This is a genomic window from Sulfitobacter sediminilitoris, assembly GCF_010667575.1.
In the GTDB taxonomy this organism is placed as follows: Bacteria; Pseudomonadota; Alphaproteobacteria; order Rhodobacterales; family Rhodobacteraceae; genus Sulfitobacter; species Sulfitobacter sediminilitoris.
The window spans coordinates 127515-141611 of record NZ_JAABNT010000009.1 but is presented as its reverse complement, the minus strand read 5'-3'; the positions used below and the strand labels follow the sequence as shown (position 1 = coordinate 141611).

Here is a 14097-nt window from a genome sequence, read left to right as displayed (position 1 = left end):
CTCTTAGCTGTTTGGGGCTACTTAACCCCTTGCGCGGTGCAAGGGTAGGGGCTCACTCAGACTTTGTAGTAGTCACGGTACCAATCCACAAAACGCTGAATGCCTTCGGCGACCGGCGTAACCGTTCTTTGACCGATCAGCTCTTGCAGAAGGCTGGCGTCCGCCCATGTCGCGGGTACGTCACCGGGTTGCATTGGATGATAGGTCTTGATTGCCTCCCGGCCGCAGGCTTTCTCGATTGCTGCGATGAAATCGAGCAGTTTGACGGGGCTGTCGTTGCCGATGTTCACCACCCTGAAGGGCGCGACGGGCGAAAGGCTGTCACCGGGGACGGGGTGTTCGGGATTCGGCACCACATCGACCAACGCAAGAATGGCGGCGACCAGATCGTCGATATAGGTGAAATCCCGCTGCATGTTTCCATGATTGTAGATGTCGATCGGCTCACCGCTGAGGATTGCGCGGGTGAACTTGAAATGCGCCATATCCGGTCGCCCCCACGGTCCATAGACGGTAAAGAACCGGTACATCGTGGTTGGCAAATTGTAGAGATGCGCATAGCTGTGAGCGAGGTTCTCTGTCGCTTTCTTGGTGGCGGCATAAAAAGACATTTGCGTGTCTACCTTGTCAGTCTCGGCATAAGGCAGTTTGGTATTCGCGCCGTAGACCGATGAACTGGACGCCAGCAGCATATGCTTTGGCGGAAAGGCACGGGCAGCTTCGAGCAGTTCGAAGGTGCCAATCAGGTTCGCCTCGACATAAGCGCGTGGCATCTGGATCGAATGGCGCACACCGGCCTGTGCTGCAAGGTGGATGACAATGTCCGGGCGATGTTGCTCGAATAGGGTCAGCAGGGTGCCCGGCGTCTCAATCTTTTCATTGACGACCATAAACTGCGGATGCGCCAGCAGCATGTCCTGCCGCCGTTTCTTGAGGCTCACGTCATAATAATCCGACATGCTGTCGATGCCGACCACGCCCCAACCTGCATCCAGCAAGGCCTGCGTGGTGAAATATCCGACAAAGCCGGACGAGCCGGTGACAAGGGCAGTCTTCACAGATCAATCTCCAGCGTGCCGCCTGCGGTGGCCGCCCGCGACTGGCAGAGGATCATCGCACTTTCACGCTGGCTGGCGGACAGGACAAAGTCGCGGTGTTCGACCTCTCCTGCGATCACGCCGCATTTGCAAACGCCGCAAATGCCATCGCTGCACTTGATATCGACATGAACGCCCGCAGCGATCAGCGCGTCTGACGCGGTCTCTTCTGCGCTGACGGCAATTTCCTGCCCCGACCGCAGGCGCAGCGTGAACGGATGGTTGACGTACTCCGGCACATCCGGAGTCGAGAAATACTCAAGATGGCGTGCATCTTCGGGGATATTTGCAGCTGTGGCGCTTTGCATAACGGCCTGCATGTATGCGTCCGGACCGCAGGTGTAAACGTGGGTGCCTTTGGGTAACGCGGACATGATCGCAGTCAGATCAGCGCGGGTGCCTTCGTCTGACAGATGCAAGTGCACATGGTCGGACCACGGCATCTTGCCCAATATCTCCGCAAACGCCGCACCGTCTCGAGAACTGCTCGAATAATGCAGATCAAAGGGCTTGCCCAACGCGTGCAACCGATGCGCAAAGGCGATCATCGGCGTTACCCCGATGCCACCGCCCATCAGCAGCGTATGGGGCGCATCTTCGACCAGCTCAAAATGGTTCACGGGTTTCGACACGAAGACCCGCCGCCCCTTCGTGAACACGCGGTGCAACAGGGCTGACCCCCCGCGCCCCGCATCCTCGCGCAGCACTGCGATACGGTAGCGGCTCCGGTCGGCAGGATCGCCCATCAGCGAGTAGGGCCGCAGGAATTCCGGTGCCACGACCAGATCCAGATGCCCTCCCGCCGTCCATGCTGGCAGATCATGCCCAAGCGGGTGCGCGAAGTCATAGAGCATCACATCTTCAGTCAGCCTCTCTGCGTTTGTGATGCGCAAATCAAGAACAGGCGCGTCGCCGTCGCGATCGTAGAGATGCAGATGATCCGTTTCGCCGCGCGCATTCTTGGCGCGGTGCATATCGGCAGAGACAAGGGCGGCATGTGCCTTGATCCCGGCCTCCCGGTTCATCGGATCGGGGTAGGGCCAGGGGTGCGGGGCCAGCGGGGCCGGGTAGACGGCCAGCGTCTGGTCCTCGAACTTCAGATCAAGATCGGTCTGTAAATCGCGCCGGTTCACCGGCGCGTCTGGGATGCCATATCCGCCGTCCGGCTTTACCTCGATATCCCACCACCACTTCTTGACCGGGTTCAACCCACCTCTGCCAACCTTGTCGTCGAACCTGGCCAGCATCGGTGCCGCAGTCGGAACATGCATTGCGGCCCAGCGAAAGGGAGCCTCGGCAAAAAGACCCTCAAGGTTCCAGGGGCAGGTCTTCATACAGCGGCCGCACATCGCGCCGCCCTGGTTGGTGATCCGGTAGGTCGCGCATTTCTGGCTGTCGGATTTCCAGATCTCATACCCGTTGAACATTTTCTTCGGTCCGGCGGTGATCGCGCCTGACGGACATTCGCGTGCGCATTTGTTGCAGGCTTCGCAGAACTTCTGCAGACCAAAGTCGATGGGTTTGTCGTGATCCATAGGCATCGTCGTCGTCACAACACCGGTTTTCAGACGCGGCCCCAGGAACGGGTTGAGGATCACCTCACCGATGCGGCTGACCTCGCCCAAGCCGGAGAGCAGCAAAAGCGGCGGCTGCAAAACGTCGCCGTCCATCACCGTATGCGCCTTGGCCGGGTAGCCAAGGTTGCGCAGGTGTTGCGCGATCACCCCGCCAATGACGGCAAACCGCAGATAGGCGCGCATGGATTGGGACACACTGATCCAGTCGTCACCAGATGCGCCCTCCATCGTCTCGAAACCCTGATCAATGATCAGTGACAGCGCCTGATCGTGGGGCGGCGTGATGGGTGTCCCGGTGGCATCGTGACTGTACCAGGTCCATTCGGGACAGGCCGAGAGGCCCGCGGCATCAGTGCCCAGAAAATAGCTTGCCGCCTTGAGATTGGCCGCGTTCTGTGCAGGATCGGTCAAGGTAGGGTCTGCACTGACATCACCGTCCTGCAACAAGATCAATGCGCCCAAGAGCCGTCGCTGCGCGGCTGAGGGTGCGGATTTGATTACGTGGTGTCCGCCTTTCATGGCGTTTTGCACCTTTGGCCCCATGTCGCCAAACTGGCCCCGCGCAAACATGTCCGTCCGCTTGGGAATGCGCGGTACGTTCGGCGCGTCGATATAGGTCGTGGGGTTGTCGACCCGCTTGAGTTGCTCGAACGGGTGCGGCCCCTGCGCAAAGTCCCTCTGCGCGAATGGGTCCTGTGTTCCGGCCCTCAGCCCACCGTGGACGCCTATGCGCCATTGGACACCGCCCAGCACCGACCTGGGCTGTTCTGGCAGAGCGGCCAAGGGCATGTCCGGCGCCAGTTCCATCTCAGTGCTGACAACGGCCAAACCAAAGCGTTCCCCGATCCACGGGGCACGCAATGCCTCTTGCTCCCAGACCGTGAGTCCTGCGGCAAGCGCACAAAGACCGAGGTTCAGATCAGAGGTCGTTGCGGAATGAACCCGTGCGTCGAACCCAAGCTGGCGAATATATTCTGCCAATACAGTCGCGTTTTCAGTGGCGCGCAAGGCCGCGCGTTCTGCCTGCGCGTCCATGATCCAGTCGCAGCCCGGCTCATCCCTGCGGGGATCGCGGGGATAGGCTTGCAGCACGACGATGGCATGGCTGTGGCTTGGCAATGGCGTCACCGGCGCGTTTGCCGCATCGCGGAGGTTCGCCATGATCACGTCGACACCGGCTGCCAATGTCTTGGTCTGGCGCTCCCGCAGATCACGGGCCAGCAACTCGGTGCCGCCGCTCAGGCGTGGCGTGGCAAGCCGCGCCGCTTCGGGCAGGGCGCAGATCCCCATCATTGAGGCATCGTTGTAATAGCCAAATGCCTTGAGATGGTTCGCGCGTTCAGCAGGGTCACCGGGTATGGTGGCGCGGACCGGGTTTACCTTGCCCGTCCTCAGAACATCCATCATCGCCTGAAACGGCCCCATCGCGTTGACGATGCTCTGCGGCGTCTCGGGTCGGTCGAACGACAGGCTTGGGAACGGAACGTCGGGAAAGGTGCTCAAGGGGGCGTCAAGCCGGTGCAGCCGTTCCAGAGGATACCCGCCCAGATGGACGCGCCGCGATTTTGACGAGAAAAACTTCATGAGATTCCCGTGCCATAGGCAGCTGGGAAAAGCCAGTGTGCGCTTGACTCTGCGATGCCGCCGCGACCATGCTTCGATCAAAATAAAGGGAGGATCACATGACACGTTTCAATCGCCGTCAGGCGCTGGCAACTATGGGTGCCGCAACCGCCGTAGGCCTTGCCACACCGGCACTTGCGCAAAACAAGAAGATCACTGTCGGTGCCCTGCGTTTCACCAGCCACTCCGGCAGCTTTGTTGCCTTTGAGCGTGGCTATTTCGCGGATGCGGGCCTTGATGTTGAACTCCGCTTTTTCGAAGCAGCACAGCCCATGGCCGTGGCCATTGCAAGCGGCGATGTGGACTATGCCGTGACCGCGATTTCGGGCGGTCTGGTTTCCCTCGCGGACAAGGGTGCGATCAAAGTCATCGGCGGCGCGCTGCAGGAAGAAGAGGGCATCGACGGCCAGAAAATTCTTGTCTCCGATGCTGCGTTCAAGGCGGGCATCGATGCGCCCGGCAAGCTGGATGGCAAGTCGTGGGGCGTCACGCAGGCGGGATCGTCCTTCCACTACATGGGTTCCAAGATGGCGCAGGCCGAAGGGATCAACCTCAGCTTCAAGCCGCTTCAAAAGGTTGGCGCAATCATCGGCGCGCTGAAGTCCGGTCAGATCGACGCGTGGTCCATCGTGCCGCATATCGCCAAGCCTTTGGCGGGGTCTGGTGCGGTGCATATCATCGGAAACGTGTCTGACTACGTGAAGGACTATCAGGTCACGACCGTCTTTACCTCTGCCAAGAACGCGGCGGACGAACGGGAGATGACGCAGAGCTTCCTCAATGGGTTTTCCAAGGGCGTCGCGGATTACAACAGCGCGATGATCGCCAAGGATGGCGGCGACGACGGGGTGAATGCCATGGTCGATCTCATTCACAAGTATGTCTATACCGACCGCCCGCGCGAAAAGGCGGCACCGTCGATCATCAACGGGACGATGCGGCTGAACGAAGGGGCGGCGCTGAATGTGGCCTCGGTGCGGGATCAGCTGGAATGGTTCCAGTCCGAGGGGCTGGTGGACGCGGACATCACGCTGGATCAGTTGATCGATACCTCATACGTGGAGACGATCGGGGCGTAAGCGAGGCGTCAGAGCGAAGTACCGCCCGGCGGCACGCCGGGCAGCCCCCTCCCTCCCCCAGTAGGGGCTATTGCGACCATATCTCTTCGACGTGCCCTTTTGCCCGTTAACTATGATGTGCGCTGCACGACCGTCCCGGTGCCCCCTTCAAGGAGTGGGCTGCCCTTAGCTTTCAGGAATGCCCTTGGATCTCCAAGCCCAGAATATCCATCACCACTACGGCCCCACCGAGGTTCTGCGGGACATCACGCTGGACGCGCCGTCGGGCAAGATCGTCTGCATTGTCGGCCCCTCAGGTTGCGGCAAGTCCACGCTGTTGCGCCTGCTCGGCGGGCTGGAACAGCCAACGCAGGGCCAGGTGCTTCAGGTCGGCGCACCACCACCCGGCTGCCTGAATCCGCTGACCTATATCTTTCAGGACTTTGCCTTGCTGCCATGGCGCACGGTTCACGGAAACGTCGCCCTTGTCCTCGAAGACCATCGTCTGTCCGTCTCTGACCGCGAAAGCATCATCGCGGATGTGCTTGCCCGTACGAAACTCAGCGAGTTTGCAGATGCTCTGCCCAAACAGCTTTCAGGGGGCATGAAACAACGCGTGGCCATCGCCCGCGCATTGGCCGTGAACCCCGCTGTCATGCTGATGGACGAACCGCTCTCCGCCCTCGACAGCCAGACCCGAGAGCTCTTGATGGATGATCTGATCAGCCTCTGGACCCGTCAGCCCTTCACCGCTGTCTACGTGACCCATAATCTGGCTGAGGCTGTGCGCCTTGGTCACAAGATCGTTGTCCTCTCGCGCCGCCCCGGCCAAATCCGCGAGGTCGTTGACATCGATATCCCGCTGGCCGAGCGCAGCTATGGTGACGCCACGCTGGAACGGCAACAACAACATCTGTGGGGCCTTATGCGTGCAGAGGCCGCTGCGGCAGACGCGGAATTGATCCATGCCTGAAACTGCACAAAAGGTAACATTTCGGGGCGGCGGTTTTGTTGCCGAACGCAAGCGTGGTGTCGGTATTGCCGTCTTCGTCATCCTGCTGCTGCTGGCGGAATGGGGCACGCGAACTGGCTTCATCTCGGCGTTGACCCTGCCGCGACCCAGCGACGTGGCCTATACCTTTGTTGAACTTTACAACTCAGGTCTGCTGTTCAAGCATCTTGTGCCATCATTGACCCGCCTGCTGGTCGGTGCGGCGCTTGGCGCAACCTTTGGCATCTTGATCGGTGTTCTTATCGGGTTGTTCTCCCTTGCGCGGGCGGGGTTGGTGCCGCTGGTCGCAGCGATATTCCCGATCCCCAAGATCGCTCTGCTGCCGCTGTTCGTGATCTGGTTTGGCATCGACGAGGCCAGCAAGTACGCCCTAATTGCCTTTGGTACATTTACACCCACCGTCGTCGCGACCTACGGCGCTGTCGATAACGTCGATCGCACACTGATACGCATGGGGCAAAGCTTTGGCCTGTCGTGGCGCTCTATCGTGGCCAAGATCGTCCTGCCGGGGGCGATGCCGGGGATCCTGTCGGGACTGCGGATCTCTCTGACCATTGCCATCATCCTTTTGGTCGCCGCCGAAATGCTGGGCGCGGAATATGGCATCGGTGCCTACATCCTTCAGGCAGGCAGTCTCTATGATCTTGAACGTCTGTTTGCCGGGGTTGTCATCCTCAGCATCCTTGGTGTCATTGTGTCTACGGGCATTGGCGCAATCGAACGCCGCATGCTGCGCTGGCGGGTTTGATGGGAACAAAGCCTCATCTTTGAATGTTGTCTGTCTGAAACAGACAAGGACAGCACTCATGGCGAAGATCAGCGAAGGCGACAAGGTGGAATGGGACTGGGGCGATGGCACCGCGACAGGCACCGTTCAAAGCACATTCCCGGAAGAAACCACGCGCACCATCAAAGGCACCGAGGTCACCCGAAACGGAACCAAGGACGACCCTGCGCTCTACATTGAACAGTCAGACGGTGACAACGTCCTGAAACTTGCCTCCGAGGTGCGCAAGGCATGAACGCGATTGCCGCGACCGATCTGGTCTATGTCAGTGATGACCAACCGGGTATCACCCGGCGCAGGCGTGGTCGCGGCTTCACTTACATTGCGACAGATGGCACCACGATTGCACGGGGCCCCGAACGCAAGCGGCTCGAGGCGCTTGCCGTGCCGCCCGCCTACGAAGATGTCTGGATGTGTCCGCTGCCCAACGGCCACCTGCAAGCAACCGGGCGGGATACACGCGCCCGCAAGCAGTACCGCTACCATCCCGACTGGGCCGAAGCACAGGCCCGCACCAAGTTTGACAGCCTGATCGAATTCGGCGAGATGCTTCCGCGCATCCGCCGCCACGTGCGCCGCGACCTGCAGGAGGATGTGGGCGACCGAGCCTTCGCATTGGCCAGCGCCGTTGCATTGATCGACCGTACCGCCATCCGTGTCGGCAACCCCGACTACACGCGGGAAAACGGCAGCTATGGCGCACTGACGCTGCGGCGCAAACACATCGCACTTGACGACAGCGGCATCAGGCTCCGCTACGTGGCGAAAGGCGGCAAGCAGGTGCGTAGGCACCTCAATGACAAGCGCCTGTCTCGCATTCTCGACAAAATCAGCGATCTTCCGGGAGCTGAACTTTTGACTTGGATCGATGACGAGGGTGCAGCCCAAACACTGTCATCCAACGCACTCAACACCTACATCGCCGAGGCTGCGGGGACGGACGGGGTAACCGCCAAGACGTTCCGAACGTGGACAGGCACGCTGGCGGCCTTCCAAGTGGCAGAGCAGGGTAACTCAACCATCAAAGCCATGGCCGAAGCCGCCGCCGCCGAATTGAGCAATACCGCAACGATTGCCCGCAAGAGTTATATTCATCCGGCAGTGATAGACCGCGCAGGGCAGGAACCGCTCGATATCGAAGGGTATGACCGAAACGACCTGCGTCTTGCCGAAGGCCGTCTGTTGCGTTTTCTCGAAGATCCGTAATCTCGTCTTTTGCCCGCGCCCAATCCTGCTATCAAACAAGGGTGCAGCGCGAGGACAAGATGATGAGCACCACCCATGACGCAGACGAAGACGTCCGCAACCGCGACATCAAGATTTACGTGAACGGAGATATCGTCCACCGGGATGACGCCAAGGTGTCGGTCTACGACAGCGGCTTCATGCTGGGCGACGGCATCTGGGAGGGGATGCGGCTCTACGATGGTGTCTGGGCGTTCTTTGATGAGCACATGGACCGGTTTTTCAATTCCTGCAAAACCATTTCGCTGGATATTGGCATGGACGAGGACGGCATCGCCGATGCCTTGCGCGCGACAGCGCAGGCCAATGACATGAACCACGACGTGCATTGCCGCCTGATGCTGACGCGTGGCATCAAGGACAAACCATTCCAGCACCCCCAGCTTAGCCGCTCCGGTCCGACGCTGGTGATCATCATGGAACATTCCAAACCTGTCGACCGTCTGCAAAGCAAAGGCATCCGCCTTGCCACGGTCCCACAGGTGCGCGGCCTGCCGATGAGCCAGGATCCGAAGCTGAACTCCCACTCCAAGCTGAATTGCATCATCGCCTGCCTGCAGGCCGAGGCTGCGGGCGCTGATGAGGGCCTCATGCTTGACCCGCATGGTTTCGTGAACACCACGAATGCCTGCAATTTCTTCATCGTGCGGCGGGGAGAGGTTTGGACCTCGACCGGGGATTATTGCATGAACGGGGTGACCCGGCAGAAAGTCATCGACCTGTGCCGCATGAATGGCATCCCTGTCCATGAAAAGAACTATTCACTTTACGAGACCTATGGCGCGGACGAGGCGTTTCTGACTGGCACCTTTGGCGCTCAAACCCCGGTCGCCGAGATTGACGGCAAACCCATCGGCAACGGCCCCCGACCGATCACACAACGGATACAGGCGCTTTACAAGGAAGCGATCCGCGAGCACGTCGCGTCGGTCAAGGGCAGGGACGGCTAAGGCGCGTTTCCAATCAGAATGGCGCGAAAATCGTTCACATTGGTCCCCGTCGGACCGGTGACAAAAAGGTCTTGTACGGCCTCAAAAGCCGAATAGGCATCGTTTTTCTGCAAAAAGCTTTGCGGGTTCACCCCCGCCTGCCGCATCCGGGCAGCGGTCTTTCCATCAACAAAAGCGCCAGCATTGTTCTCTGACCCGTCAATCCCGTCGGTATCTGCGGCAAGGGCCTCGATTTCCGGCACCTCCTCCAGCGCCAGTGCCAGTGCGAGCTGAAACTCGCTATTCCGCCCACCGCGCCCTTTATGGCGTATGGTCACCGTTGTCTCACCCCCTGACAAAATGACAGTGGGCGCAGGATAGGGAAACCCTGACGCAGCGACCTGTCGCGCCAGTGCCGCGTGGACAAGGGCAACATCGCGCGCCTCACCCTCGACCGCGTCAGACAAGACCCACGCCTGCACACCCTTTTCACGGGCCAGCCTTGCCGCCGCCTCAAGTGACAGCGCCGCCGAGGCGATGATCTGTGTCGTCACACGCGGATCACCCGTTTGCGTGGCGCCGATATCAAGCTGCGCGCGGAGGTGCGTCATCAGCCGCTCTGGCATTTTGATGTCCCGCGCCTCGACCATGTCCAGCACGTCCCGGGGCGCGGGCCGTCCCGGAACGGTCGGCCCCGAGGCAACCTCGCCCGGTGCATCGCCTGGCACGTCCGAGACGATGAAATTACACACCTGCGCGGGGGCTGCCAGCTCTGCCAATCGCCCGCCGTTGATCCCGCTGAAACACTTGCGGATGGCGTTCATCACCGAAATCGGCGCGCCAGAGGCAAGCAACGATTCATTCAAGGCCATCAGATCGTCCAAGCCCAATCCGTCGGGCGGATCCGGCAACAGCGACGATCCCCCGCCACAGATCAACCCTATCACCAGATCATCCGGCCCCAGCCCGGTGACTGCGTCTTTCAAAGCCCGTGATGCATCCAAACCTGCGGCGTCCGGCACCGGGTGCGCCGCCTCGAGCACACGGATTGTCTTGCAAGGTGCGGCATAGCCATAGCGGGTAACCACCACCCCCTCAAACGGTCCGTCCCAGAGGGCCTCGAAGGCCTGAGCCAGTTGCGCGGCACCTTTCCCCGCGCCCACCACAACGGTCTTGCCTTTTGGCGGCGCGGGCAACTTTCCCGAAAGCGCCTGCATCGGGTCAGCAGCTGCAACCGCCCGTTCAAACAGATCGCTCAGAAAGCGCCGGTTCTGCTCTGACATCCTATGCTCCTGCGGGTCAGCTCGACCCGAAAATGTCCCGCGTGAATACCTTGTCGGCCACGTCACTCAGATCGGGGGAATTGCGGTTCGCCACAATCAAGTCGCTTGCCTTTTTGAATGCTTCAAGATCAGTGATGACCTCGCAATTCATGAACTTCTTCTTGTCCAGCAACGGTTCAAATATCACAACCCGAAGCCCCGCATCGCGGATATCCCGTATCACCCCCTGCACGGAGGACTGCCGGAAATTATCCGACCCTGCCTTCATCGCAAGGCGGTGGATGCCGACGGTATCGGGCTTCATCGCGATCACCTGCGCGGCGATGAAATCCTTTCGGGTCTTGTTGGCCTGCACCACCGCCCGCATCAGGTTCTGCGGCACATCCGAGAAGTTGGCCAAAAGCTGTTTGGTATCCTTGGGCAGACAATAGCCCCCGTATCCGAAGGACGGATTGTTGTAATGCGTGCCGATCCGGGGATCGAGGCCGACCCCTTCGATAATCTGGCGCGCGTTCATCCCCGCACTCAAGGCATAGCTGTCCAATTCGTTAAAGAACGCCACGCGCATCGCCAGATAGGTATTCGCGAACAGCTTGATTGATTCCGCCTCGTCCGATCCGGTGAAAAGTGTCGGAATATCGGCCTCCAGCGCGCCGTCCCTCAGCAGTTGCGCAAACGTCCGGGCAGCATCCGTATCTGCGCCCACGACGATCCGTGAAGGATGCAGGCTGTCGTGCAGCGCCTGACCTTCGCGCAGAAACTCCGGACAGAAAAACAGGTTGTCCGTTCCCAGTTCCTCGCGCATCCGCCGTACGAAACCGACAGGCACCGTAGACTTGACGACGATCGTGGCCGATGGATTTGTCTCGACCGCTAGTCTCATCACCCCCTCTACCGTTGAGGTGTCAAAGAAATTGGTTTGCGGGTCATAGTCCGTGGGCGTTGCTACGACGATGAAATTGGCATCTTTGCAGGCAGCTTCGGCATTCGTGGTTGCGCTCAGGTTCAGGTTCCGCTCAGCCAGCCAGTGCGCCAGCGCTTCTTCTTCGATCGGGGATTTGCGCGCGTTGATCAGTGCGACCCTTTCGGCAGATACATCTACCGCAACCACCGTGTTTTGTTGTGCAAGGAGAACCGCGTTGGACAGCCCAACGTAACCGATACCAAATACGGCGATCTTCATGAAATTCAGTCCTAGTTTTAGTTCCGATCCATTCCTTTCATATTCATGAATGACTGGCAATGTTGTGCCGGGAGAGGTGCTGACACGGTATTCGGGTAGGTTTGCATCTCAAACAGGCTGGTGTTCCGTCTTTTCGATGTGAATACTGCGCGCGGGGGGACGGGTATGAACATTCTATTCATCATGTATGACCAACTGCGCTTTGATTATCTCAGCTGTGCCGGTCATCCGCATCTGCAGACACCCAATTTTGATCGCGTCGCTGCAATGGGGGTCCGCTTCACAAACACCTATGTGCAATCCCCGATCTGTGGTGCCAGCCGCATGTGTTTCTATACCGGACGCTATGCCTCCAGCCATGGTGCGCAATGGAACGGCTTTCCGCTGCGGGTGGGTGAACAGACATTGGGCGACCACCTGCGCAAGCTCGGGATGGGCTGTTGGCTGATCGGCAAGACCCATATGAAGGCCGATGCCGAAGGCATGGCGCGGCTTGGCCTTGCCCCCGACAGCGAAATCGGTGCGCGGCAGGCGGAATGCGGGTTCGACGCCTGGATCAGGGACGATGGCCTGTGGGCCTACGGACCCGATGGATATTACGATGAGAAACGCTCCCCCTATAATGAATATCTCAAGCAAAAGGGATATGACGGTGAGAACCCGTGGGCCGATTACGCCAACGCCGGCATCACCGATGACCAGATCGCATCGGGCTGGATGTTCCGCAACGCGGACCAGCCTGCCAATATCCGAGAAGAAGACAGCGAGACGCCCTGGCTCACCTCCGAAACCATCGCCTTCATGGATCAGACGAAAGCTCCATGGTGTGCGCATGTTAGCTTTATCAAGCCGCATTGGCCCTACATTGTGCCTGCGCCCTATCACAACATGTTTGGCAAGAACCACGTCCCTGCCGCGACACGACACCCGGCGGAGCGTGAAGACGCGCATCCGGTCTATGGCGCGTACATGGAAAACAAAATCGCGGTGGCCTTCCAGCGCGAGGAGGTCCGCGAAAAGGTCATCCCGGCCTATATGGGCCTAATCAAGCAATGCGACGACCAGCTGGGCCGTCTGCTGGACCACCTTGAAGCGACCGATGCGCTGAAGGATACGATGATCGTCCTGACTTCGGACCATGGCGATTATCTTGGGGATCACTGGCTGGGCGAAAAGGATCTGTTCCATGAACCATCGGTGAAAATACCGCTGATCATCTACGACCCACGCTCCACAGCTGACAGCACATGTGGCACCACTTGCGACGCGCTGGTCGAAAGCATCGATCTGGCCGCGACCTTTGTGGAGGCTGCGGGAGGCACCGTGCCCGATCACATCATCGAAGGGCGATCCCTGCTGCCTTGGTTGCAGGGTCACACCCCGGATTGGCGGCAGTACGCGATCAGCGAATACGATTATTCAGCGACACCGCAGGCTGCCAAATTGGGGGTGGCTCCGCGTGACGCGCGGCTCTTCATGGTCTTTGACGGCCGCTTCAAGCTGATGCATGCCGAAGGTGGCTTCCGTCCCATGCTGTTCGATTTGCAAACCGATCCCGACGAATTTCACGATCTGGCCAAGGGCGATGCCCATCAAGACAAGGTTGACCGTCTCTATGACTACCTCGCGCAATGGGGCAGACGCATGTCGCAGCGCGTCACGCGGTCAGATCAGGATATCCTAAACATGCGTGGCAAATCGATACGTCGGGGAATTCTGCCGTTCCTGTACGACGGCACCGAAGTCGACGACGAACTGACAGAGAAATACCGTGGCCCGGTGCGGCAGCGTTTCAGCGCGGAAGACGAAGCGCCCTAATCCTGTGGCGCTGCCGGATCAAATGAGAAGTCATCCAGCGCCGTCAAGAGATCCAGTAGCGTGTCAAACCGTTCCTGACCAAGCAAGGCCTGAATTGCCTCGGCTATCCGGGTCGCCTGATCTAGGTTGTCGTCAATCACCTTGCGCCCGGCCTTCGACAGCGCAACCACCTGTCGCCGCCGGTCATTGGCGTCCGTGTCGCGGTGAATGAAATCCCGCTCGCTCAGGGTCTTGAGGATGCGTGTCAGGCTGGGTTGATGCAACCCAGCACGCTCGGCAAGGTCCGTGGCATCCAGTGCGGGATGCTCTGACAAAACACGCAAGACCCGCCATTGCTGTTCGGTGATCCCGGTCTCGGATAGCATGTCCCGAATAGGGGCCATCACTTTCTCTCGCGCACGGATCAATGCGATCGGCAAGGACCTCTGGGTTGGGGGAAGGGTGCCTATGGTGCTGCGTCTGGACATGAGGTCTTATAGGCCAGA

At 59.6% G+C, this 14097-nt stretch carries 12 protein-coding genes; 7 read left to right on the top strand and 5 right to left on the bottom strand.

What is annotated here, in order from left to right:
* Positions 1 to 56 precede the first annotated feature (56 nt).
* Both GV827_RS14965 and GV827_RS14960 read right to left on the bottom strand, forming a co-directional pair.
* The gene (locus tag GV827_RS14965; RefSeq protein WP_164354621.1) at positions 57 to 1058 is read right to left on the bottom strand and encodes an NAD-dependent epimerase/dehydratase family protein; all 1002 of its coding nucleotides are present in this window, start codon (positions 1056 to 1058) and stop codon (positions 57 to 59) included.
* Positions 1055 to 4258, bottom strand: a complete 3204-nt coding sequence (locus GV827_RS14960; protein WP_164354620.1) for a 2Fe-2S iron-sulfur cluster-binding protein — start codon at positions 4256 to 4258, stop codon at positions 1055 to 1057. The genes GV827_RS14965 and GV827_RS14960 overlap by 4 nt, the downstream gene beginning before the upstream one ends.
* Before the next feature lie 98 nt (positions 4259 to 4356).
* Between GV827_RS14960 and GV827_RS14955 the strand changes: the two genes are divergently transcribed.
* The 6 genes from GV827_RS14955 (at position 4357) to GV827_RS14930 (ending at position 9349) form a co-directional block, all read left to right on the top strand.
* A complete protein-coding gene (locus tag GV827_RS14955) occupies positions 4357 to 5376 on the top strand; it encodes an ABC transporter substrate-binding protein (protein ID WP_164354619.1) in 1020 nt (339 codons plus the stop codon).
* 184 nt (positions 5377 to 5560) lie between these two features.
* Complete coding sequence (locus tag GV827_RS14950; protein ID WP_164354618.1) at positions 5561 to 6328, top strand: ABC transporter ATP-binding protein; 768 nt, start codon at positions 5561 to 5563, stop codon at positions 6326 to 6328.
* Positions 6321 to 7115, top strand: coding sequence for an ABC transporter permease (locus GV827_RS14945; RefSeq protein ID WP_164354617.1), 795 nt, complete (start codon positions 6321 to 6323; stop codon positions 7113 to 7115). Before GV827_RS14950 ends, GV827_RS14945 begins: the two co-directional genes overlap by 8 nt.
* Positions 7116 to 7173: 58 nt before the next feature.
* Positions 7174 to 7389 carry a hypervirulence associated TUDOR domain-containing protein gene (locus GV827_RS14940; RefSeq protein ID WP_164354616.1) on the top strand — a complete coding sequence of 72 codons (216 nt, stop codon included), beginning with the start codon at positions 7174 to 7176 and terminating at the stop codon, positions 7387 to 7389.
* The gene (locus tag GV827_RS14935; protein WP_164354615.1) at positions 7386 to 8360 is read left to right on the top strand and encodes a DNA topoisomerase IB; all 975 of its coding nucleotides are present in this window, start codon (positions 7386 to 7388) and stop codon (positions 8358 to 8360) included. Before GV827_RS14940 ends, GV827_RS14935 begins: the two co-directional genes overlap by 4 nt.
* 62 nt (positions 8361 to 8422) lie before the next feature.
* Positions 8423 to 9349: an aminotransferase class IV gene (locus GV827_RS14930; RefSeq protein ID WP_164354614.1), complete on the top strand. Its 927-nt coding sequence runs from the start codon at positions 8423 to 8425 to the stop codon at positions 9347 to 9349.
* Here the strand turns inward: GV827_RS14930 and GV827_RS14925 are convergent.
* Both GV827_RS14925 and GV827_RS14920 read right to left on the bottom strand, forming a co-directional pair.
* The gene (locus tag GV827_RS14925) at positions 9346 to 10611 is read right to left on the bottom strand and encodes a glycerate kinase type-2 family protein (protein ID WP_164354613.1); all 1266 of its coding nucleotides are present in this window, start codon (positions 10609 to 10611) and stop codon (positions 9346 to 9348) included. The genes GV827_RS14930 and GV827_RS14925 overlap by 4 nt on opposite strands.
* A 16-nt stretch (positions 10612 to 10627) precedes the next feature.
* Positions 10628 to 11794, bottom strand: a complete 1167-nt coding sequence (locus GV827_RS14920; protein WP_164354612.1) for a nucleotide sugar dehydrogenase — start codon at positions 11792 to 11794, stop codon at positions 10628 to 10630.
* Between the two features lie 165 nt (positions 11795 to 11959).
* Here GV827_RS14920 and GV827_RS14915 point away from each other — a divergent pair, with 165 nt between their 5' ends.
* Positions 11960 to 13612 (top strand): sulfatase-like hydrolase/transferase, encoded by a 1653-nt coding sequence (locus tag GV827_RS14915; protein WP_164354611.1) that lies wholly within the window; start codon positions 11960 to 11962, stop codon positions 13610 to 13612.
* On the opposite strand, the gene hpaR is transcribed toward GV827_RS14915, so the two are convergent.
* Positions 13609 to 14079, bottom strand: coding sequence for a homoprotocatechuate degradation operon regulator HpaR (gene hpaR, locus GV827_RS14910; RefSeq protein WP_164354610.1), 471 nt, complete (start codon positions 14077 to 14079; stop codon positions 13609 to 13611). The genes GV827_RS14915 and hpaR overlap by 4 nt on opposite strands.
* Positions 14080 to 14097 lie beyond the last annotated feature (18 nt).